Here is a 21166-nt window from a genome sequence, read left to right as displayed (position 1 = left end):
TCGTGTGACTGCCGTATTGCTAGCCGAAGACGACGAGGCCATTGCCGCACCCCTCTCCCGCGCACTGGGGCGTGAAGGGTATTCGGTGACGGTCGAACCGACCGGACCCGCTGCGTTGCAGCAGGCGCTCGAAGGTGATTTCGATCTGTTGATTCTCGATCTCGGCCTTCCGGGTATGGACGGCCTCGAGGTCTGTCGACAGATTCGTGCGCATCGCACCTCGCTCGCCGTGCTGATGTTGACCGCCAGGACCGACGAAGTCGACTTCGTGGTCGGGTTGGACGCCGGCGCCGACGACTACGTCAGCAAGCCGTTTCGCCTCGCCGAGTTGATGGCACGTGTGCGAGCACTCCTGCGTCGCCACGGTGGCCGCGAGGACACGATCGTCGAGGTCGGTGGCATCAGGCTCGAGCCCGCGGCACGACGCGTACTCGTCAACGGCTCCGAAATCGCCTTGGCCAACAAGGAATACGAACTTCTGCGGGTCCTCCTCGAACATGCCGGGGAAGTAGTATCGCGCGATACGATCCTTCGTGAGGTGTGGGGCGACGTCGAGCTTCGTGGATCGAAGACGCTCGACATGCACATGTCGTGGCTGCGCCGCAAGATCGGTGACGAGGGCCCTGCCGTGGAACGCAGAATTGCCACCGTCCGCGGTGTCGGTTTCCGAATCAACACCGACTAACTTCTCGAGAATCAGGAACTGCCGGCATGCGGCGTCGCATATTGCAGTCGATTCTCGCTGTCGTGATCATGACGGCGTTGCTGCTGGGAGTTCCGCTGATCTACACGGCGTGGCTCTGGGTGGAGGACGTGACGCGAAGTGATCTCCGGGTGCGCCTCGACCGGATGGCCGCTGAGGTCATCGCGCAAGAGGGGACGAACGGGCTCGTCGAAGGTGCGTTGAACACCGATTCGCTCAAGGTTCTCACCCCGAACGACGGGCGCCTCGTCGTCGTGTATCCGACCGTCGTCGACGGCGCTGCACGCGTCGACGTCGGTGAGGCGACGGTCAAGAACGCACTCGTCGAATCGCTCGCGATGGGAACGTCCGGCTCGTTGCGTCTCGAGGTGCCGTCGGAGAACTTGCGCACCCAGCAGAAGCAAGCGGTGATGGCCGTCGGTGTGCTCGTGCTTCTGTCCATCACGGCAGGCACCGTGGTCGCTGTGGTCACTGCACGTCGGCTTGCCGATCCGCTGCAGGATGTGGCCGACCGGGCGGCGCGCCTCGCCGAAGGTGACTTCCGGCCGGATCCTCGTCGGCACGACATCCCCGAACTCGACCGCGTGTCCGACGTCCTCGATGCGGCAACTGTGGAGATTTCGGTGCGGCTGCAACGAGAGCGCGCGCTGGTTGCGGACGTCTCGCATCAACTGCGCAGTCGACTGACTGCAGTGCGGCTGCGCCTGGACGAGTTGTCCGTTCACGAAGATCCTGACGTCGTGAACGAGGCCGAGGAAGCCATGGCGCAAGTGGACAGGCTCACCGACGGAATCGACGACCTGATTCGCTCGTCGCGCACCAGTGGGTCATCGGCGAGTCTGGTGTCGGTAGTCGGCGAGCTGGAACAGGTGACCCGCGACTGGCAGGCTCAATTCGACGGAGAGGGACGCAGGCTCCGCCTACGCGGCGATCGCGCGGTGATGGCCGCGACCACAGGTTCGCGTCTGCGTGAAGCTGTTTCCGTTCTGGTCGACAATTCGTTCGAACACGGTGAAGGCACGTGCACGGTGTCTGTGCGATTGATCGACGGTACCGGTCGCAGTTCGTCTCGCCGTGACTCGATGGTGTGCGTCGAGGTCACCGACGAAGGCTCCGGCGTGGAGAACGATCTTGCACCGCACATCTTCGACAGAGGATTTTCGGGGGCCGGGTCCACCGGCGTCGGGTTGGCACTCGCACGTGCACTGATCGAAGCCGACGGGGGCCGACTGGAACTGCAGAGGCGTAAGCCTGCCTTGTTCGCGGTCTTCCTGCCGGTGGCCAACACTGCGCCGACCGCGGACGTCGTTCCGCACCGCGAACCGCGCTGACCGAAAGGCTCGCGCAGACGGAAAACTCAGGAGTGCCCGAGCTCCTCTTCGGCATCAGGAATGACCGGGTCAGGCGCCGTGGTTTCGGATAACGCTGTGGTTTCGGACAATCCTGTGGTGTCGGACAGTTCGAGCGGTTCCGGATTCTCGTCGGGAAACACGAACTTGCGGAAGGCCCAGAATCGGAACGCCATCTGCAGCAGGTTGCCGATGACGTATGCACTGATGAAGTCGGCAATGTTCTCCGTCGCCAAGCTGACTTCGGGTACGCGCAGGTTGAAGACGTAACTGGAGATGTAGAGCGGGATGAAGCTGATGACGACGCCGATGGCGCTGATGATGAAGAACAGAGCAGCTTCGTGCGCTGGCTCACGGCCACCACGGTTCTTGAACGACCACTCGCGGTTGAGAATGTACGACGCGATCACCGCGACGACGCCGGCGATGATCTTGGCCGTGATCGGCTTGGATTCGAGGATCGACAGCTTGAGTGTGTAGAAGATGCCCGAGTCGATCAGGAAGGTAGTTCCGCCGACGATCGCGAATTTGATCAGCTCGCTGTGACGCAGAGCGATGTCACGAAACGGTTGGGGTATGCGGGCAATGACCCCGTCGACAAATGGCACAACAGATGAGTTTACGAAACGAAACCGCGTTACCACCAATTTGCCGCGGATTCATCAGCAGAATCACAGATTGGGAACGCTGAATGAACGGGCGAACACGGCACATGACAACATAGAGAGCCGTGACCGGCAACAACGATCCCGCGCAGATCCCCGCCCGCCCGACCACCCCTCGACCGGCAAAAGCATCCATGCCCGTCGTCACCATGATCGGTGGCGGACAGTTGGCCAGGATGACTCACCAGGCGGCGGTGGCCCTGGGCCAGACGCTCCGAGTGCTCTCCGGGACTGCGGACGAGCCGGCAGCTCAGGTCAGCCCCGATGTCGTGCTCGGTAGCCACACCGACCTCGACGCTCTTCGCCGCGCAGCGGTCGGTTCCAACGCGTTGACGTTCGACCACGAGCACGTGCCGACCGAACATCTCGAGGTTCTTGTTGCCGAAGGCGTGAACGTTCAGCCTCCGCCGCAGGCTCTGATCTTCGCTCAGGACAAACTGCTGATGCGTCGCAAACTTGCCGAACTGGGCGCACCTGTACCCGCGTACGCCGAAGTGACGTGGGCGGAAGACGTCGTGCGTTTCGGTGCCGAACACGGTTGGCCGCTTGTCATCAAGGCAACACGCGGAGGCTACGACGGCCGAGGTGTCTGGATCACCGATGATCAGGACGAAGCAGAAGCCATTGTCACCGAGCAGTTGGACAAGGGTGTTCCGCTGATCGTCGAGGAAATGGTCTCGATGCGTCGGGAACTGTCTGCCATGGTTGCGCGGTCGCCGTTCGGACAGGGCGCTACGTGGCCGGTCGTAGAGACCGTTCAGCGCAACGGCCAGTGCGCCGTCGTGATCGCACCTGCCCCCGCCCTTTCGAGTGCCGTTGCCGAGGAAGCCGAACAATTGGCGCTACGCATCGCTTCCGAGTTGGGTGTCGTCGGCTCGATGGCCGTCGAACTCTTCGAGACGACTGACGGCACTCTCGTGGTCAACGAGCTGGCAATGCGCCCGCACAACTCCGGTCACTGGACGATGGACGGCGCACGCACCTCTCAGTTCGAACAGCATCTGCGTGCCGTTCTCGACTACCCGCTCGGCGACACCTCGCCGATCGCGCCGGTCACGGTGATGGCAAACGTTCTGGGTGCACCGGAAGCGCCCGAGATGACGATGGACGAGCGTGTCCATCACCTCTTCGCGCGGATGCCCGATGCGAAGATCCACCTGTACGGCAAGGGCGAGCGCAAGGATCGCAAGATCGGCCACGTCAACATCGTCGGCGGCGCCGGATCCATCGACGATCCGAATTACGTTGCCGCAGTTCGGGAACGCGCCGAGCGCGCAGCACATTGGCTTTCGTATGCAGTTTGGACCGACGGATGGGATGTACACGGTGAGTGAGAGCGCGCAGGTCGGCCTGATCATGGGCAGCGATTCGGATTGGCCGACCATGGAAGCTGCAGCCGAAGCTCTGGCCGAGTTCGGTATCCGCTTCGAGGTCGGTGTCGTCTCGGCGCACCGCACGCCTCAGCGGATGCTCGACTACGCCAAGGAAGCCGCCGGCCGCGGAATCAAGGTCATCATCGCCGGTGCCGGTGGCGCCGCGCATCTCCCGGGCATGGTTGCCTCGGCTACGCCGTTGCCGGTCATCGGTGTTCCGGTGCCGCTCAAGTACCTCGACGGTATGGATTCACTCCTCTCGATCGTGCAGATGCCGGCCGGCGTCCCGGTGGCGACGGTCTCGATCGGCGGCGCTCGCAACGCCGGTCTGTTGGCTGCTCGGATCCTCGGCGCTTCGGATCCCGCACTGCAGCAGCGGATGGTGGCTTTCCAGGAGAGCCTCGAGGCGATGGTGCTCGACAAGGACAAGGCGCTTCGCGAGAAGCTGCTGGGCTGATCTTCTCGTGTGTGCACGGCGTGGGCTGCCGCTGATCCGAGCGAGTCGGGGCAGCGCGCAGTCCGCATTCGTCACCCGCGTCGCCCTGTTCTACGCCGGGATTCTCGGCGCGGACATCCGCTTCGACGACGAGTCCGGGATCTTTGTCGCTTCCGGGCTGCGCGGCGGGTTCGCCAGAGGCGGAACAACTCTCGGCGGTGTGTACCTCACCCGGCGAAACACGACTCGATCCGTCCTTCGCCACGAGGCAGTTCACGCGGACCAATGGGCCAGGTACGGAATCGTATTCGGGCTGCTGTACCTGCGTGAGGAGTTGCGTCATCGCGGTCCGCGGAACCGATTCGAAATCGAGGCCGGTCTCGAAGACGGCGGTTACCGCACCTGAGTGAAAGCTCGTCAGTAAAAGCTACTCTTGGCGGCATGGCTCGTTTTCCGACTAGTGAACGCTTCGTCCGCTGGAGCGCGGAACATGCTCGCGGTGTGGACATCTGCATTGCGACGGTTGCCGCACTGTTCAGCGTTGTCGTTGCGGTCGAGGCGAGTCCGCTGGCGGTGTTCGTCTCGCTGGGTATGACCGTTCCGTTGGCATGGCGACGCTCGCGCCCCGAACTCTCCGGCATGGTGATCGCAGGGTTCGCAGTTCTACACGTGATCTTCATCGGCAACACACTGCTCGCATCGGCCGTTGTCGTGCCCATTTCCCTGTACGCGCTGGCCGCCTATGGCGCTCGGTGGAGTTCGCTCACCGGCCTGGTGCTCGCGTTGCTCGGCTCGATTGCCGGAACTGTTCGATACTTCGGCTACGACGGAATCCCGGTGTCTTCGCAGGTCATGCAGTCCGTGGCCGTCATGATCTTCATGCTCGCGGTCTGGGCGTTCGGTGATTTGCGTCGAGTTCGCACCAAACAATTGGAAGGTCTGACCGAGCGCGCACGGTTGCTCGAACTCGAGCGTGCGCAGGAAGCGGAAATCGCGACGATCAGCGAACGCTCGAGGATTGCGCGCGAGATGCACGACATCGTCGCGCATTCGTTGACCGTTGTCATCGCTCAGGCCGACGGCGGACGCTACAGCGCGGCCAAGGATCCTCAGGCTGCAATCCAGGCGCTCGAAACCATTGCCTCCACCGGTCGCCAAGCGTTGACCGACATGCGATCGCTTCTGTCCGTCCTGCGTGAGGACACGCCCCGGGATTTCTCGGTGATCCCGGGCGCCGGTGATATCGACAGTCTCTTCCACGAGTTACGCAGCAGCGGACTCGACATCGCCGTCAGTGTGACCGGTGAACCACGCGAACTCTCTGCGGGTGCGGGGTTGACGGCGTATCGCATCGTCCAGGAATCGCTGACGAACGTTCTCAAACATGCGGGGCCAGGAGCACAGGCGAGCGTCGAGATGACGTGGGCTGAAACCGAACTCGTTCTCGGCATCACCGACGACGGACGAGGCGGCAGCGCCGCGCTGGTCGAATCGTCACCAGGCGGGCAGGGCCTGATCGGAATGGCCGAGCGAGCCAAGCTGCACGGAGGCAAAGTAACCGCCGGGCCGAAATCAGGCGGCGGATACAGTGTCCGGGCCGTCCTGCCGTATGAACGAACGTCTGGGTAGGTCTTGAAACGTCTGAAGGTCTTAAGGTGAGTGGCATGGACGAACACGTGGCTCCGATCGCAGTGGCACTGATCGACGATCAGCAGCTGGTCCGCGCAGGTTTTCGAATGGTCATCGACTCGCAGCCGGATTTGTCCGTGGTGGTCGAGGCTTCGGACGGTCAGCAGGCATTGACCGAGTTGGCGGCCCGTCATGTCGACGTCGTCCTGATGGATGTCCAGATGCCGAAGATGGACGGCATCGAGGCCACCCGTCGGCTCCTGGCCGACCCCGATGCGCCGAAGGTCGTGGTGCTCACCACCTTCGACAACGACGAGTACGTGATGTCGGCAATCAGGGCGGGCGCCAGCGGTTTCCTGCTCAAGGACGTGCCACCGGAACAGTTGCTCGACGCCATCCGCACCGTGCATCGCGGGGACGCGGTGATCGAAGCTCGGGCCACTCGGCGACTGCTTCAGCACGTCGGACCTCTCCTGGAAGGTTCGGCGCCCGAATCGCAGTTGCCCGAAGAGTTGACACCGCGCGAGGTCGAGGTGCTCGAGGCCATGGCGTACGGGCTGTCGAATTCGGAGATCGCCGCAAAATTCCACGTCTCCGAAACGACAGTGAAAACCCATGTCGGACGGGTTCTTTCGAAGACCCATTCACGTGATCGTGTGCAGGCCGTCGTCTTTGCCTTCCAGATCGGACTTGTCCGGCGCGCAGATCTCCTCGGCACCGAGGGCTGACGCGCAGCCCTGTTCAGTCCTACCCCGGGATGACACCGGGCTCTCCAAGATCGCCCCGCGCTCCGACGCGGAGACCACTTGCGCTGCAATAACGTCGATTCCGTCATAGCGAGAAGCTTTACGGAGGGCAAAAAATGCATGCGCACACCACGACGGAACCAGCCGCAGTGCCGGCGATCACTGCCCGCGGTGTCACCAAGGTGTACGGCACGGGTGAGACCACGGTTCACGCGCTCGGCGGAGTCGACGTGGACTTCGGTCGCGAGCGGTTCACCGCGATCATGGGCCCGTCCGGCTCCGGAAAGTCGACGCTCATGCACTGCCTGGCCGGACTCGACACGGTCTCGGGTGGGCAGGTTTTCCTGGGCGACACCGAAGTCACGAAACTCGGCGACACGGAGCTCACCGAACTGCGACGCGAGCGGATCGGATTCGTCTTCCAAGCGTTCAACCTGCTACCGGTGCTCACTGCTCGGGAGAACATGCTGCTGCCGATGAAGCTGGCAGGTAGTGAACCCTCGCCCGAGTGGATGGACGAGGTGATCGGCAAGCTGGGCCTGTCGCAGCGCCTCGACCACCTGCCGCACGAATTGTCCGGCGGTCAGCAGCAACGCGTAGCCGTCGCCCGCGCACTACTGCCGCAGCCCGACGTGATCTTTGCCGACGAGCCTACCGGCAACCTGGATTCCCGTTCCGGGACAGAGGTTCTGGGACTCTTGCGCACCAGTGTCCGGGAGACCGGTCAGACGGTCGTGATGGTGACACACGATCCGGTGGCGGCGTCGTACGCGGATCGAGTCGTGTTGATCGCGGACGGGCGTATAGCCGGAGAGATCGACCATCCCACCGTCGACTCGGTGATCGGTGCCATGCGAGCTCTCGGTGCCGACGACCTGGCCGATGTTCCTGCAGTTTCGGGTGCACTGCGATGAGAGGTCTGGCTTTTGCGCAGGCGCGGGCACATGCCGGGCGCTATGTGGCGTCGATACTCGCGGTGGTGATCGCCGTCGGATACATCGTCGCGACTTTGACCTTGAGCTCGACGGTCGACGCGAGTGTGAGCAAATCACTTGCGACGCAATACGAAACCACAGATGTCGTCGCGTCCGGTCCAGGCGTGACAGAAGCACTGCTGAGCGCGGTGCCGGGCGTCTCGGCGGTGGCCGACGACGTGTCGACCTATGTTCGTGTCGACTCCGAGGCAAAGGGCGCGTCCTACGGGGATGCGCTCTCGATTGCCGACAATCCCGAATTGCGTTGGGAGAAGGTGTCGGAGGGATCGATTCCGGCTGGTCTGGGGCAGGTGTTGGTGAGCGCGGACTCCGGGATACCGATCGGTGCCCGAATCACAGTCACGGCACGGGATTCGACGGTCGGTGCCGCCGCACCCACCGCGGAGGTAGTCGGACTGGTCGACCTCTCCGGTTCGGCGCAACGACTGGGCGGGATCAAGATATTCACCACCGCCGAGCAGGTGAGCGCGTGGGCCGGTGACAGTGCCGAACGTGAGTTCCGTGTCGCCGGTGACGGTTCACGCTCTCAGCAAGAACTCGTGGATTCGATCTCGAGCGCGTTGCCCGCGGACTCCACCGTGCTGACCGGCGAAGAAGCCACAGACAACGCCGCAGCCGAATACATGGGCGGCACCAAGATCCTCAGCACGGTGTTGCTCGCCTTCGGCGCCATCGCCGTTGTTGTTGCCGCGCTGGTGATCGCCAATACATTTGCCGTGCTGCTCGCGGCGCGCACTCAGGAACTTGCGTTGCTGCGATGCGTCGGCGCCACGGCCAAACAGGTTCGCCGGAGCATTCGCAGTGAAGCCGCGGCGGTCGGCGTGATCGCCTCGGTGATCGGCGTCGGACTCGGTGTCGGACTTGCCTGGGCAATCGGTCGCGTAGCAACGGCCGCAGATGTGCCGGTTCCTCTTTCGTCACTGAGCGTCACCCCGGTGACCGTGCTCGTCGGTCTTGCCGTCGGCATCGTGATGACGATGCTCGCTGCATCTGCGCCCGGGAGGGCGGCAACGAGGCTCTCCCCGCTGGCAGCACTGCAGCCGATGGAGTCCAAGCCCGAGAGCGTTCAGGTATCGGTGGTGCGCCGGGTTCTCGGCGTCGTGATCCTGCTCGCGGGCATCGCGATGACCGTCCTGGGAGTGACGAATCAGCAGGTGCCGGCCGCAACCGCCGGTGGACTGTTCTCGTTCCTGGGGATCGCGGCACTGTCCGGTCGAATCGTGCCTGCACTGATCAATGCGGCCGGCGGAGTGTTGGCGAGACTGATCGGTCCGGTGGGAAGCCTGGCAGCAGGCAACGCCGGTCGGAACCCACGCCGCACCTCGGCGACGGCCACCGCATTGTTGATCGGTGTTGCCTTGACGAGCACGCTCGTCGTGGGAATCGCGACGGTCAAGGAAGCCGCACCCGCGGCGATGGACAGTCAATTCCCCGTCGACGTCATGGTGAGCAGTTCAGGTTCGGCACCGCTTCCCGCAGGGTTGGGCACAGACATCGCCGCGGTCAACGGTGTCGGCGCGGTGAGCGGTCTGGACAAGGCCGAACTGACGATCGACGGGCGCGGTTCGTTGGCCGGATTCGGCGTCGACGCTGCGCGGGTGAAAGATGTTCTGCGTACCGAGATCTCGGTACCCGCGGCCGGTCAGTTGGTGCTCTCGCCCGCTGACCTGACCGAATACAAGCTCTCGGCGGGCGATACGGCGACGGTGCGTGGGGATCGCGGCGTCGTGAACGTCAGCGTGGTCGAGGGCGTGAAAGGTCAACCAGCACTACTGGATCGAGGCGATCTCGGTGCAGCGGCCACCGCGCCGACCACCGATTCGTACTGGGTAAGGCTGGGGACGGATACTGACGAACAGGCTTTGGCCGCCACCGACCGCATCACGGAACTGGCACGCCAGGAAGCGCCGGGCAGCGATGTTCAGGGCATGACCGAGATGCGTTCAGCTCTCGATTCGATCCTCGACACCATGCTCATGGTGGTTGCCGGATTGCTGTCGGTAGCGGTGTTGATCGCTTTGATCGGCGTCGGAAACACCATGGCACTGTCCGTTCTCGAACGGCGCCGCGAATCCGGACTGCTTCGCGCACTCGGACTGACCAAGAAGGGAATTCGAGCCATGTTGATCTGGGAAGCGCTGCTCGTGGCAGGAGTCGCATCGGTGATCGGAGTGCTGTTCGGGATGGTGTTCGGTGTAGCCGGTACCGCATCGGTTTTCGGGATCGAGGACGTCGCCCTCAGCGCAGTGCCGTGGGTGCAGTTGGTAGCCATCGTGTTGATCGGCGGAATCTGCGGTGTGATCGCGTCACTGCTCCCCGCTAGGCGGGCGGGGCTGGTGTCACCGGTGACAGCTCTCGCGAGCTAGCGTTCAGAACTGTTTCGTGACCTTCTCGGTGCCCACTCGGCGCGCGGTAGCTTCCGCGTCCGGGTGGGCCACCTGCACGAGTGAGGCACCCGCGGCGAGAACTGCCAGAAGCCCGTCGATCAATTCGTCTGCCGTGTCCCACGTGCGACTGGAGAGGACACGATCCGTCGACACCAATTCGACGTTCTTCGCCGATGCCCGTGCCGCGTCGATCGTGTCCGCTACGGACCGGCCTTCGAGCGCCGAACCGGCTCCGGCGCTACGGAACTGGTCGCCGTGCACACGGATGGAGGTTGCGTAGTCGGCGACGCCGAGCGGAAGATCGCTCAAACCTTTGCCGAACGCGTCGAGTGAGAGTGCGGCTACTTCCGGTACGTCCGCAACATCGTCCAGACGGTCGGCAGTGACAAAAGCCAGTTCGGCGTCGGCGTCGGGGGAGAGGACGACCTCACCGCCTGCCCACCACACACCCAGCAAGACGGCGACGCTCTGCCAGTGCGCGGGAAGCAGCACGGCAACTTTGCCGCCGGGCTCGAGGGCGAACTCGTCCCGAACCATGTTCGCTGTCTTTGCCGCCCAGTTGGCCAGAGTGCTCGCAGACAATTCGATGCGCTCGCCGGTGGCGTCGTCGTAGTAGGTCACGCGAGGGCCGGCCGGGTCGGCAGCCAGGATCGGTCCGAGGAGGGCGTCGGTCAGGTTGTCTACAGGCGAAGGCACGTAATCAGCTTACGCAGCCGTCCAGTTCACACCGCTTTCAGTTCACACAGTTTTCAGTTGACACAGTTTTCAGTTGACACAGCGCGGGCCGTTGGAGGCTGCGTCGATCGGCGGACCGGGAGGGGCAGGGGTGGGACTGGTCTCGGTGGTGCTCGCCGATTCAGTCGTGCTTGTCGCGCCTTCGGACGGGGATACCGCGTCCGCGGACTGCGGTCCGCTGTAGTCCTCGGCAATGACAACCCGAACCTTGCCCGAGGACAATGACGAATCCGCCTTGACCGTCAGACCGCCGAGTGCCTCGGCCACCGCGAGTGCAGCGTCGTCGTCCGCGGACTTTGCGAACACCGTCGATTCGGAGACGTCGGAGCCGGTGTTGTTGCCGACCTGTCCCTGCTTGTACCCGAGGGCACTCAATGCCTCGGAAACCCCGCTGGCCAACCCCGCGATGTCGCTGGCGTTAGCGACGTCGACCGTGATCGAGGACGCATTCACGGTGGTCGGTGCCTCGGAGGTCTCCTCCGAGTCCTCGCTGTCGGCGCCGACCAATCCGGCGATGTACTTCTTGACGGCCTTGGGATCGACCTTGACGATGGACTCGCCGTAATCGGTCATGCCGTTGATGTCGAGAACGGGAATGGTCTCGAATTGCACCTTTCCGCCGGCCAGATTCTGCAACTGCTTGGCGAATTCGATGATGTCCCAGTCGTCGTCGATGACGACGGAGCGCTGAACGGCCGAGGTCAGCTGGCTGAGTTTGCCGGGGTCACTGAGAGTTTTTGCGCTGAGTACCTTACTGACGAGGGACGCCATGAACACCTGCTGGCGAACGATCCGGTCCAGGTCGCCGCGAGGAAGGTCGTGTCGTTGTCGCACGAAGCTCAGCGCGTCGGCGCCGTCGAGTGTCTGTTTCCCGGCTGCGAAGTTGGCTCCGGACATCGGTTCGTCGACTGGCGCGTTGAGACAGACGTCGACTCCGCCCACTGCGTTGGTCAGCAGGACGAATCCGAGTAGACCGACTTCGGCGTAGTGATCGACGGTGATGCCGGTCAGATTTCCTACCGCTCCGATGAGCGCGGTCCGGCCGGCTTCCGTCGACTTCTTGTCTGCGTCGCTGTCGGACGACCCGTTGTTGACCAACTTCAGTCGCTCGGTTTCCTTGGTGGCACCGAACGCGGCGTTGATCTTCGACATACCGATACCGGGGACGTTGACGTACGCGTCTCGGGGAATCGAGATCGCGGTTGCCGAACTTCCGTCGTTGGGGACGCGGATCAAGATGATGGTGTCGGTGTTGGACGCAACTTCCTCACCAGCGCGCAACGAGTCGAGCTCGCTTTGTGAAAGCGGGTTGCCGTGTGCGTCGGTGCGACTGTCGGTTCCCACCATCAGAATGTCGATGGCTCCGTCCTTGCCCCCACCGAGGCCGAGTCCGCTTGCAGTGGCAAGGCTGTTTCTCAACGAGTCCACACCTCGCCATGCGAACCCGGTGACCAGCAGTACGAGCACGGAGAGCACCGCGACCGCTATGCGAGCCGGGCTCGTCTTGGTCCGAATCGGCGCAGGTCGTGGACGCGCGCGGCGCTGCGGTTGCTGGTGGGACACCCCTTCAGGTTACTGGTCCGATGCTCGGCCGCGGGTACCTCGACGCGGCGTGCCAGACTCAACCATGTGACGAATATCCTGCTCACCGGCGCCCGAGGGCAGCTCGGAACACGTATCGATGCTCTCGCAACGTCGGCGGGTCACACTGTGACGGCCGTCGGTTCCCGCGAGCTCGACATCACAGACAGCCGCGCGGTCGACGACTTCGTCTCGCCCGATTCGGTGCTGATCAACTGCGCTGCGTACACGGCGGTCGACGCCGCCGAGACCGACCAGGAGGCAGCGAGGGCGGTCAACGAGATCGGACCGCTGAATCTCGCGCGAGCGTGTGCGCGGGCCGGTTCGCGGTTGATCCACGTTTCGACGGACTACGTCTTTCCGGGTGACGCGAGCACTCCATACGACGTCGATGCACCGACCGGTCCCGCGACGGTCTACGGCCGAACCAAGCTGGACGGCGAGATCGCAGTACGAGAGTCGGGCGCCGACGTGGCCGTTGTCCGTACCGCGTGGGTGTATTCGGGTGTCGGTACGGATTTTGTCGCCACGATGCGCAGGCTCGAAGCCGAACGAGAATTCGTGAACGTCGTGGACGACCAGATCGGGTCACCCACGTACAGCGTCGATCTGGCCGGCGGCATCGTCGAACTCGCGCTGCGGGACTTCACGGGTGCGTCGACGTTCCACCTGACCAACGGCGGGCAAGCCAGTTGGTACGAGTTGGCGCGAGCGGTGTTCGAGGAGATCGGAGCAGACCCGGCGCGGGTGCGCCCGTGCAGCAGCGCGGACTTCGTGCGCCCTGCGCCCCGCCCGGCATATTCGGTTTTGTCCGAGCGCGCGTGGGTTACCGCGGGAATGACGCCGCTGCGTCCGTGGCGAGAGGCTCTGCACGCCGCTCTGGCGTGAGCATTGTTCGGGGCAGTGCCCGTGGGCGGCTAGGCTGACCGGCGTGAGTCCCAAGCTGGCCGTGGTAACGGTGACGTACTCCCCAGGCGAGCATCTCGAGAATTTCTTGAGCACGCTCGCCGCGGCGACGACAGAAAAACCCCAGGTCATCATGGCCGACAACGGGTCGACCGATGGTGCGCCGGAGGCGGCGGATGCCAAGTACGAGCATGTTCGTCTGCTTCGTACAGGGGGAAACATCGGCTACGGCGGAGCGATAAATCGGGCTGTGGCGGAGATCGATTCGTCGATCGAATTTGTCGTGATTTCCAATCCTGACGTCCAATGGGCACCCGGTTCACTCGACGAATTGGTCGCTGCGGCAAATCGGTGGCCAAGGGCCGGTGCACTGGGGCCGAAGGTCCTCGAACCGGACGGCAGCGTCTATCCGTCGGCACGAACGGTGCCCGACATCACCTCGGGCGTCGGGCACGCGTTGCTCGGCACCGTGTGGCCGAAGAACCCGTGGACTGCCCGTTACCGTCAGGAGAACGAGGCCGTCACCGAGCGCTCCGTCGGTTGGCTTTCCGGGTCGTGCCTGTTGGTCCGACGTGATGCCTTCGACGCCATCTCCGGGTTCGACTCGCGATACTTCATGTACATGGAGGACGTCGATTTCGGTGATCGCCTCGGAAAAGCCGGGTGGCTCAATGTCTTTGTTCCCTCCGCTGTCGTGACCCATGCCAAAGGCCATGCGGCAGGCCGGCATCCGGAACTGATGCTGCCCGCTCATCATCGCAGCGCATACCAGTTCCAGGCTGATCGTCATCCGCACTGGTGGCAGGCTCCGCTGCGACTTGCCTTGCGCGGTGGCCTGGCCGTGCGGTCCAAGATCGCCGTAGCTTCTGCTGTTCGCGAGCGCGCTCGCACCGACGACTCGACCGACAACCCATCAGTTTCGAACCACGGGGGAAAATGATGTCCGATCCGAATCCGACCGACGCCGTAATCCTGGTAGGCGGCAAGGGCACTCGGCTGCGTCCGTTGACGCTGTCGGCGCCCAAGCCGATGCTTCCGACCGCCGGCCTTCCGTTCCTGACGCATCTGCTTGCCAGGATCGAGGCTGCCGGTATCAAGCACGTGGTGCTCGGAACATCTTTCAAGGCAGAGGTATTCGAGGACTACTTCGGCGACGGCTCCAAGATGGGGCTCGAGATCGACTACGTCTTCGAGACCGAGCCGCTGGGCACCGGTGGCGGAATCCGCAACGTACTCCCGAAGTTGCGCGGCGACAACGTCATGGTGTTCAACGGTGACGTGCTCGGTGGCACCGACCTGAACGCCATTCTCGAGACCCACGAGAAGACGGACGCCGACGTGACCCTTCACCTGGTTCGTGTGGGAGACCCGCGTGCATTCGGTTGTGTTCCGACCGACGAGGACGGACGAGTCTCGGCATTCCTGGAGAAGACCCAGGATCCGCCGACGGATCAGATCAACGCCGGCTGCTACGTCTTCAAGCGCGAGATCATCGAGCAGATCCCGGAGGGACGACCGGTATCGGTCGAGCGCGAGGTGTTCCCGAATCTCCTGGCCGAGGGCAAGCGGGTGTTCGGCCACGTCGACTCGTCGTACTGGCGTGACATGGGAACCCCCGAGGACTTCGTTCGTGGTTCCGCCGACCTGGTGCGGGGCATCGCGCCTTCGCCCGCTCTCGAAGGTCCGCGCGGCGAGTCGCTCGTTCACCCCGGGGCGGGAATTGCACCTGGCGCCGTCCTGATCGGCGGCACGGTTGTCGGCCGTGGCGCAGAAGTCGGCGCAGGTGCGCGCCTTGACGGTGCGATTCTCTTCGACGGCGCCGTTGTGGAAGCCGGTGCGGTAGTCGAACGATCGATCCTCGGATTCGGCGTCCGTATCGGACCACGAGCACTGGTCCGCGACGCCGTCATCGGAGACGGCGCGGACATCGGTGCGCGGTGCGAATTGTTGCGCGGCGCACGTGTGTGGCCGGGAGTGACGCTGCCGGACGGTGGCGTGCGCTTCAGCACAGATGTGTGATCGTTAGCTGACCTACTGGAATACTGGCGGGTATGACTTCTCTTCCGAGCCGTTACGTTGCCCTCGGTGACTCGTTCACCGAGGGCGTCGGCGACGCCGACGAACGATTCCCCAACGGTCTGCGCGGGTGGGCAGACCGAGTGGCCGAGCAGCTGGCGGTGAACAACCCCGAGTTCCGCTACGCCAACCTGGCGATTCGTGGTCGCCTACTCGGACCGATCATCGACGAGCAGGTGGAACCCGCTCTGGCGTTGAAGCCCGATCTGGTGACCATCTACGCCGGCGGAAACGACATGATGCGTCCGAAGCTCGACATCGACGCGATGGTCGCCCGCTACGATTCGGCAATCGGCCAGCTCACTGCTTCCGGTGCGCAGGTTCTCATGTTCACCGCATACGACACCGGATGGTCCGCCTTCTTCGGCAAGCTCCGCGGACGCCTGGCGATTTACAACGAGCTTGTTCGCGAGGTAGCGGACCGCCACGGCGCGACCCTCGTCGACTTCTGGCGATTCTCCGAATATCAGGACCTACGGATGTGGGACTGGGATCGCCTCCACATGTCGCCCGCCGGGCACGAGAACATGGCGACGCGGGTGCTCGACGTACTGGGCGTCGAACACGGATTGATCGCGCCCGACCTCGGACCTGCGCCGGTTCTCACGAAAGCGGAAACTCGTCGCGAGGATCGTCAATGGGCGCGAGAGTTCTTGGTGCCGTGGGTAGCTCGGCGCGTGAAGGGAACATCTTCGGGCGACGGCGTGAGCGCCAAGCAACCCGAGCTGTCTCCGATTCAGTCCTGATTCTTGCGCTGATGGGCGAGCGCTACCAGGTGGTCGATGGTCTCGCGTTCGGCAGTCGGCGGTAGCGCGTCCACCGGCCACCACCGGAGGTCGGTGGACTCCGCGCTGCGGACGATATGTGAATTGTCCGGCGCCACAACAAGAAACCGTAGATCGAGATGTCTGGTCGGGACCCCGAGCGAGCACGTGATCGGATGTGTGTGGGCGGAGAGTAGGTCCGCGTCTATCCGAACGTCGTGAATTCCGGACTCCTCACGAGCCTCCCGCAATGCCGCATCGACTACCGTCTCGTCGTCGGGCTCGCAGTGACCTCCGAGCTGAATCCACCTGCCCACCTTGGGATGCAGGGTCAGTAAGACGTGGCAGCCACTCTCGTCGAGAACCAGAGACGACGCGGTGATGTGTCCCGGGGCATGGCGACGAAGGCAGCCGTCCGGAGCCGAATCGAGGAACGCGAGCATCGTGTGCCGCAGTGACTCGTCCGCCTCGGAGGACGTCGACCAGCCCTCCAGGACGCCCTTGGCGGAGGCGTGCAGCGATTCGGCTGACATGACCCTACAGCTCCACCAACGCGTCCCCGGGGGCGGAGACCGTGCGCGGAGTCAGTGGTTCGAGGGGGTACCCGATTGCGACTGCGCCGAGTGGCTGCCAATCGGCCGGGAGATCGAGTTGTTCGCGTACGAGGTCGGCGGCGAAGATCGTCGATCCGATCCAGCAGCTTCCCACGCCGCGTGTGGCCAGCGAGACCAGCAGTCCCTGCACTGCCGCGCCGGCAGCGACGGTGAACATCGTGGACTCCGCCGCGGTACGTCGGGCATCCGGATAACTGTGTGCGCCGTCGGGCACGCAGAAGGGAATGACGACCTCGGGGGCATCGAACAGGATGTTTCCGCGGGCAACCCGCGCGTCGACGGATTCGTCGCTACGACCGTCCGCACGCAGATCGGCGGCCCACTTCTCACGCATCTGCTCGAGGAGCGACGTGCGGACCGACGCGGTCCGCAGCCACACGAATCGAACAGGCCTCGTGTGGTGGGGTGCTGGAGCGGTGAGTGCCTCGGCGATCGAGCTGCGAATGATCTCCGCGTCGACGGGATCACCTGCGAACTGCCGAACCGACCGACGCAACAGCAGCGCCTGGCCGCGGCCCATCGCCGTAGCCTCCTCGGTTCCCAGCCAGAACAGATCGTCCGGGCCGCGACGGATCAGATCCTGGCCACTCGAACCGTCGTCCTCGAATCGGAGTCCTCGCACGACGGCGACGGGAACGCCGCCGAGCTTGCCCTTGACCAGATCGCCCGCAGCGGCGATCTCGTCCGCGATCGCGATCTCGGTGACGATCAGATCGTTGCCCTGGCTGTCCTGTGCCCCGAGGTAGCCGTGCAGGACCGGAATGCCGGAGGAACCGATCGCGGCATCGGTCTGCCCGTTGCGCCACGCACGACCCATCGTGTCGGTCACGACGACGGCGACGGACTTGCCCGTGCTCTCGAGGATTCGGGCACGCAGCCCCGCTGCGCTCGCATCGGGATCCACGGGGAGCAGGGCGAGTTCGGCACCGTCGACGTTGGAGCCGTCGATGCCCGATGCGGCCTGCACGATGCCGAGTTTGTTCTCGGTGATCAGAGTGCGGCCCTTGCGGGCCACGACGCGGACGGCTTCCTGATCCACCAGGAGGCGTCGTGCTGCGTCGCGCTCTTCCGGATCGGTCGGCGAGGAAACGATGCGACCCTCGACTTTTGAGAACACCTTGCTCGTGACGACAACGACGTCGCCGTTCTCGAGCCACGGTGTCGCGTCGACGACAGCGGCGGCCAAGTCGTCTCCGGGCCGGAACTCGGGAAGGCCGAGCACGGGAATGACTTCGATTGCGGCGCCGGGGGAGTGATCGCCGGGAGAGTGATTTCTGTCGCGGCTTGCTTCGGTTCCGGGCTCGGTCACAGTTCGACTCCGGCGATCTCGAAAGCCGTTCGAACCATTTTTGCGGTCTCTTCGGGGGACGTCATCAAAAGTGGGATGCTTCGCACGTCCACCCCGTCGATGTCGGCCGTGTCACCTTCGTCGACGAGCCAGCCGTCGAGAATGCCGTTGATCGAGCGAGCTCCGTAGTGGCGACCGATCGCCTCGGAAGTCGTCTCGACCCCGATCACTTCGAGGCACTCGTCAGCCATGCCGCGCAACGGTTTTCCACCGATGACGGGGGAGAGGCCGACAACCTTGGCCGCGGTGGTCCGCAGGGCTCCGCGAATGCCGGGCACCGCGAGGATCGCGCCGACGCTCACGACGGGATTGGACGGTGCGATCAGCACGATGTCGGCACCGTCGATCGCCTCGACCACCCCCGGCGCGGGCTTGGCCTGCTCGGCGCCGACGTGAGCGAAGCTGTGAGTTTCCACCTGTGCTCGATGGCGTACCCACCACTCCTGGAAATGAATCGCCTTCTGTTCACTGTCTTCCGGATCGGTGATCACAACGTGTGTTTCGCTGCGGTCGTCGCTCACGGGAAGCAGTGCGACACCCGGATTCCAGCGATTGCACAATGCTTCGGTGATCGCGGACAACGGATATCCCGTGCGGAGCATCTGGCTGCGAATCAAATGCGTTGCGATATCGCGATCTCCGAGGCCGAACCAGTCCGGCTTCGCTCCGTATGCCGCGAGTTCTTCTTTCGCATTCCAGGTTTCGCCGGCGTGCCCCCACCCGCGTTCGGTGTCGATACCGCCGCCGAGTGTGTACATACAAGTGTCCAGATCGGGGCAGATCCGCAGACCGTGCATCCAGACGTCGTCTCCGACGTTGACGACGGCCGTGATGCGATGTGGGCCTTCGTATTTCTCGAGGGATTCACCACCGGCGATTCCGAGCGCATTTTGCACACCTTGAAGGAAACGGGCCCCGCCGACGCCGCCAACCAATACAGTCACGTTCACGACAACAGAGCCTAGGCGGTCGGCGCGTCGTCGTGTCTGGCGGGCAGAAGGTCCCGTCAATTGGGGGCCGGAATACTAATGGATTCATCTCGTTTAGCTTGACCGCGACACGCTGGACGTGTGTAATCTCAAATGTGTCATTCCAACCGCTACTTGTGAGTTCACTTGCAGCGGGGCCGGTTTCGAACACAGTTTCGAACGGTCGACGGGGTGGGGTTGAAGATGGAGTGAAAATTCTGCGCTATTACAGGTGAGGAGGCGGAACGATGCCCAATGAAAATGTCGAGATCAGTTCTCTCGCAATGACAGTAAGCGACGAACCGCAGACCGATTCCCGAGCAGGCGCAGCAGAAGGTGCCTGCAGCAGTGAGTTCGACGGTATGAGTACTCGGCCAGTGCTGAGTCTCGTCACCGGCTTCGAAGAATTGTTCGACACCATCGAGGATCAGTGGCAGGAGCGTGCTCTCTGCGCGCAGACCGATCCCGAAGCGTTCTTCCCTGAAAAGGGTGGATCGACGAGGGAAGCAAAACGGATCTGCCTCGGTTGTGAAGTTCGTGACGAGTGCCTCGAGTACGCGCTCGCGAACGACGAACGGTTCGGAATCTGGGGAGGGTTGTCCGAGCGCGAGCGTCGGCGACTCAAGCGGGGGATCATCTGATCTGCTGCTGAATCGGTTCTGTCAGCGTCGGGGCTGACGGGCGGTCTTCGAAAGTCTGACCTGCAACGGGGAATTGCAGGTCAAGCAACGACTGTTTTGTTCTTCGTGTGGATTTACTTCTTCGTGTGACATCAGTTTTTTCGTCTGACGGTGCGTCAGTCCTCGTCGGGCAGTATCAGTGCTCGTCCGGCAGTATCAGTCCTCGTCGGGCAGTGTGGGGTCGATGACCTGTGGGTCGACGCCCAGATACGTGCCGACTTGATGGACCAACACGTCGTGCACCAGATCCGTGAGTTCTTCCGGATCCTTCGCGCGCTGCTCCAACGGGCGGCGAAACAGCACAATTCTTGCGCGAGTCGTATTTCCGTGACGGTCGATTCCGGCGGGTATCAGTCGTGACAGTGGAACCGGGCCGTCTGCGATGACCTCCGGCGGCCATGTGACGGACTCCGGATCGTGCGCGTGAATCTTCGGAACTTCGTCCACCGCGATGTCGAGTTTCGTCAACCGGTCGTGCCACGCGAGATCGACGGGCGAGAAGGCGTCGAGCACCAGGAGATCGAACTTCTCGGCCCGGGTACGCCTGGCGGGCACCTCCGGGGGAAGTAGTGGTCCGCGCAGGCCACGGCCGTGTCGCTCGATGGAACGAGTGGTGACCGAGCGTCGGCGGCGAGCTTGTGGCATGGCGCCCAGATTACGACAGAAGAAACTGCTCGGTGTGTCCGAGTAGGTTCCGGACGTGGGGAGGGCTAGGCTCCGTACCTGTGAGATCTCTGCGTCGCTGCTGCCGCCCCGGGTGCAAGAACCCCGCCGTCGCGACGCTTACGTATGTCTACTCGGACTCCACTGCGGTTGTCGGGCCGCTGGCAACCGTCGCCGAGCCCCATTCATGGGATTTGTGTGACACTCACGGCTCTCGAATCACCGCCCCCAAGGGCTGGGAACTCGTCCGCCACGAAGGCGGATTCGCGTCGAGCACTCCCGACGAAGACGATCTGACCGCTTTGGCCGAAGCTGTACGTGAAGCCGGTCTCGGAGATCGCAACAAGTCCAACGTCGACGCAGATGAGGACATACGTCCCGCGGCTCCGAGTACTGCCCGTACAGGGCGTCGTGGACACCTCCGCGTACTGCCCGACCCATCCAACTGACGCGAGATTCGTCGCCGCAGACGCTAGGCTCGACCGAGTACTTCCACACCCGAGTACTGCGAATCTCCGGACGCCATGCGCCCGGACGTTCCCGTCTGT

22 protein-coding genes are annotated in these 21166 nt (G+C 63.6%); 15 read left to right on the top strand and 7 right to left on the bottom strand.

What is annotated here, in order from left to right:
- The first annotated feature begins 4 nt into the window (after nucleotides 1-4).
- Complete coding sequence (locus QM596_RS14375) at nucleotides 5-685, top strand: response regulator transcription factor (protein WP_003940916.1); 681 nt, start codon at nucleotides 5-7, stop codon at nucleotides 683-685.
- Between the two features lie 26 nt (nucleotides 686-711).
- The gene (locus QM596_RS14370) at nucleotides 712-2034 is read left to right on the top strand and encodes a sensor histidine kinase (protein WP_019747754.1); all 1323 of its coding nucleotides are present in this window, start codon (nucleotides 712-714) and stop codon (nucleotides 2032-2034) included.
- Nucleotides 2035-2060: 26 nt separating this feature from the next.
- Here the strand turns inward: QM596_RS14370 and QM596_RS14365 are convergent, their stop codons facing one another.
- Nucleotides 2061-2660: a GtrA family protein gene (locus QM596_RS14365; RefSeq protein ID WP_007731156.1), complete on the bottom strand. Its 600-nt coding sequence runs from the start codon at nucleotides 2658-2660 to the stop codon at nucleotides 2061-2063.
- A gap of 191 nt (nucleotides 2661-2851) precedes the next feature.
- On the opposite strand from QM596_RS14365, the gene QM596_RS14360 reads away from it, so the two are divergent.
- From QM596_RS14360 to QM596_RS14330, 7 genes are all read left to right on the top strand, one after another.
- Entirely contained in the window at nucleotides 2852-4051 is a 1200-nt protein-coding gene (locus QM596_RS14360) for a 5-(carboxyamino)imidazole ribonucleotide synthase (protein ID WP_020907084.1), read from the top strand.
- Nucleotides 4035-4547 carry a 5-(carboxyamino)imidazole ribonucleotide mutase gene (purE, locus tag QM596_RS14355; RefSeq protein ID WP_019747756.1) on the top strand — a complete coding sequence of 171 codons (513 nt, stop codon included), beginning with the start codon at nucleotides 4035-4037 and terminating at the stop codon, nucleotides 4545-4547. The genes QM596_RS14360 and purE overlap by 17 nt, the downstream gene beginning before the upstream one ends.
- A gap of 7 nt (nucleotides 4548-4554) precedes the next feature.
- Nucleotides 4555-4932, top strand: a complete 378-nt coding sequence (locus tag QM596_RS14350) for a hypothetical protein (protein WP_020907086.1) — start codon at nucleotides 4555-4557, stop codon at nucleotides 4930-4932.
- Nucleotides 4933-4967: 35 nt separating this feature from the next.
- Complete coding sequence (locus QM596_RS14345; protein WP_019747758.1) at nucleotides 4968-6155, top strand: sensor histidine kinase; 1188 nt, start codon at nucleotides 4968-4970, stop codon at nucleotides 6153-6155.
- A gap of 35 nt (nucleotides 6156-6190) precedes the next feature.
- On the top strand, nucleotides 6191-6883 hold the full coding sequence (locus QM596_RS14340) for a response regulator (RefSeq protein WP_019747759.1): 693 nt from the start codon (nucleotides 6191-6193) through the stop codon (nucleotides 6881-6883).
- A gap of 134 nt (nucleotides 6884-7017) precedes the next feature.
- Nucleotides 7018-7815 (top strand): ABC transporter ATP-binding protein, encoded by a 798-nt coding sequence (locus tag QM596_RS14335; RefSeq protein WP_042450120.1) that lies wholly within the window; start codon nucleotides 7018-7020, stop codon nucleotides 7813-7815.
- Nucleotides 7812-10262, top strand: a complete 2451-nt coding sequence (locus tag QM596_RS14330) for an ABC transporter permease (RefSeq protein WP_039973206.1) — start codon at nucleotides 7812-7814, stop codon at nucleotides 10260-10262. Before QM596_RS14335 ends, QM596_RS14330 begins: the two co-directional genes overlap by 4 nt.
- A 3-nt stretch (nucleotides 10263-10265) precedes the next feature.
- Here the strand turns inward: QM596_RS14330 and QM596_RS14325 are convergent, their stop codons facing one another.
- Nucleotides 10266-10979 carry a TIGR03089 family protein gene (locus tag QM596_RS14325; protein ID WP_003940786.1) on the bottom strand — a complete coding sequence of 238 codons (714 nt, stop codon included), beginning with the start codon at nucleotides 10977-10979 and terminating at the stop codon, nucleotides 10266-10268.
- A 69-nt stretch (nucleotides 10980-11048) separates the two neighbouring features.
- Nucleotides 11049-12581 carry an LCP family protein gene (locus tag QM596_RS14320; RefSeq protein WP_269577725.1) on the bottom strand — a complete coding sequence of 511 codons (1533 nt, stop codon included), beginning with the start codon at nucleotides 12579-12581 and terminating at the stop codon, nucleotides 11049-11051.
- A 66-nt stretch (nucleotides 12582-12647) separates the two neighbouring features.
- On the opposite strand from QM596_RS14320, the gene rfbD reads away from it, so the two are divergent.
- The 4 genes from rfbD to QM596_RS14300 are packed head-to-tail and all read left to right on the top strand — an operon-like array spanning nucleotide 12648 to nucleotide 16327.
- Nucleotides 12648-13487 (top strand): dTDP-4-dehydrorhamnose reductase, encoded by an 840-nt coding sequence (gene rfbD, locus QM596_RS14315; protein WP_020907092.1) that lies wholly within the window; start codon nucleotides 12648-12650, stop codon nucleotides 13485-13487.
- 43 nt (nucleotides 13488-13530) lie between these two features.
- On the top strand, nucleotides 13531-14445 hold the full coding sequence (locus QM596_RS14310) for a glycosyltransferase family 2 protein (protein WP_019747765.1): 915 nt from the start codon (nucleotides 13531-13533) through the stop codon (nucleotides 14443-14445).
- A complete protein-coding gene (gene manB / locus QM596_RS14305; RefSeq protein WP_019747766.1) occupies nucleotides 14442-15524 on the top strand; it encodes a mannose-1-phosphate guanylyltransferase in 1083 nt (360 codons plus the stop codon). The genes QM596_RS14310 and manB overlap by 4 nt, the downstream gene beginning before the upstream one ends.
- A gap of 32 nt (nucleotides 15525-15556) precedes the next feature.
- Nucleotides 15557-16327 (top strand): SGNH/GDSL hydrolase family protein, encoded by a 771-nt coding sequence (locus tag QM596_RS14300; protein ID WP_133728444.1) that lies wholly within the window; start codon nucleotides 15557-15559, stop codon nucleotides 16325-16327.
- Here the strand turns inward: QM596_RS14300 and QM596_RS14295 are convergent.
- The 3 genes from QM596_RS14295 to cofD are packed head-to-tail and all read right to left on the bottom strand — an operon-like array spanning nucleotide 16318 to nucleotide 19257.
- Nucleotides 16318-16878, bottom strand: coding sequence for an NUDIX hydrolase (locus tag QM596_RS14295; RefSeq protein ID WP_019747768.1), 561 nt, complete (start codon nucleotides 16876-16878; stop codon nucleotides 16318-16320). The two genes, QM596_RS14300 and QM596_RS14295, sit on opposite strands and share 10 nt — an antisense overlap.
- A gap of 4 nt (nucleotides 16879-16882) precedes the next feature.
- Nucleotides 16883-18268 carry a coenzyme F420-0:L-glutamate ligase gene (locus QM596_RS14290; RefSeq protein WP_070386883.1) on the bottom strand — a complete coding sequence of 462 codons (1386 nt, stop codon included), beginning with the start codon at nucleotides 18266-18268 and terminating at the stop codon, nucleotides 16883-16885.
- Entirely contained in the window at nucleotides 18265-19257 is a 993-nt protein-coding gene (gene cofD / locus QM596_RS14285) for a 2-phospho-L-lactate transferase (RefSeq protein WP_069145889.1), read from the bottom strand. Before cofD ends, QM596_RS14290 begins: the two co-directional genes overlap by 4 nt.
- 380 nt (nucleotides 19258-19637) lie before the next feature.
- Here cofD and QM596_RS14280 point away from each other — a divergent pair, with 380 nt between their 5' ends.
- The gene (locus QM596_RS14280) at nucleotides 19638-19916 is read left to right on the top strand and encodes a WhiB family transcriptional regulator (protein WP_020907098.1); all 279 of its coding nucleotides are present in this window, start codon (nucleotides 19638-19640) and stop codon (nucleotides 19914-19916) included.
- A gap of 195 nt (nucleotides 19917-20111) precedes the next feature.
- On the opposite strand, the gene QM596_RS14275 is transcribed toward QM596_RS14280, so the two are convergent.
- Nucleotides 20112-20600, bottom strand: coding sequence for a metallopeptidase family protein (locus tag QM596_RS14275; protein WP_003940797.1), 489 nt, complete (start codon nucleotides 20598-20600; stop codon nucleotides 20112-20114).
- 80 nt (nucleotides 20601-20680) lie between these two features.
- Between QM596_RS14275 and QM596_RS14270 the strand changes: the two genes are divergently transcribed.
- Complete coding sequence (locus tag QM596_RS14270; RefSeq protein WP_020969213.1) at nucleotides 20681-21067, top strand: DUF3499 domain-containing protein; 387 nt, start codon at nucleotides 20681-20683, stop codon at nucleotides 21065-21067.
- Nucleotides 21068-21166 lie beyond the last annotated feature (99 nt).

Origin of the sequence: Rhodococcus sp. IEGM 1406 (assembly GCF_030056745.1) — a bacterium.
Lineage (GTDB): Bacteria > Actinomycetota > Actinomycetes > Mycobacteriales > Mycobacteriaceae > Rhodococcus_F > Rhodococcus_F erythropolis.
Note: the sequence above shows the minus strand (reverse complement) of the source record. Positions and strands in the feature narration are given on the sequence as shown.

Excerpts from the sequence above, each read along its gene's own strand:
- QM596_RS14370 (WP_019747754.1), top strand. The coding sequence starts at position 712 with ATGCGGCGTCGCATATTGCAGTCGATTCTCGCTGTCGTGATCATGACG.
- QM596_RS14360 (WP_020907084.1), top strand. The coding sequence starts at position 2,852 with ATGCCCGTCGTCACCATGATCGGTGGCGGACAGTTGGCCAGGATGACT.
- purE (WP_019747756.1), top strand. The coding sequence starts at position 4,035 with ATGTACACGGTGAGTGAGAGCGCGCAGGTCGGCCTGATCATGGGCAGC.
- QM596_RS14345 (WP_019747758.1), top strand. The coding sequence starts at position 4,968 with ATGGCTCGTTTTCCGACTAGTGAACGCTTCGTCCGCTGGAGCGCGGAA.
- QM596_RS14340 (WP_019747759.1), top strand. The coding sequence starts at position 6,191 with ATGGACGAACACGTGGCTCCGATCGCAGTGGCACTGATCGACGATCAG.
- QM596_RS14335 (WP_042450120.1), top strand. The coding sequence starts at position 7,018 with ATGCATGCGCACACCACGACGGAACCAGCCGCAGTGCCGGCGATCACT.
- QM596_RS14330 (WP_039973206.1), top strand. The coding sequence starts at position 7,812 with ATGAGAGGTCTGGCTTTTGCGCAGGCGCGGGCACATGCCGGGCGCTAT.
- manB (WP_019747766.1), top strand. The coding sequence starts at position 14,442 with ATGATGTCCGATCCGAATCCGACCGACGCCGTAATCCTGGTAGGCGGC.
- QM596_RS14300 (WP_133728444.1), top strand. The coding sequence starts at position 15,557 with ATGACTTCTCTTCCGAGCCGTTACGTTGCCCTCGGTGACTCGTTCACC.
- QM596_RS14295 (WP_019747768.1), bottom strand. The coding sequence starts at position 16,878 with ATGTCAGCCGAATCGCTGCACGCCTCCGCCAAGGGCGTCCTGGAGGGC.
- QM596_RS14280 (WP_020907098.1), top strand. The coding sequence starts at position 19,638 with ATGAGTACTCGGCCAGTGCTGAGTCTCGTCACCGGCTTCGAAGAATTG.
- QM596_RS14275 (WP_003940797.1), bottom strand. The coding sequence starts at position 20,600 with ATGCCACAAGCTCGCCGCCGACGCTCGGTCACCACTCGTTCCATCGAG.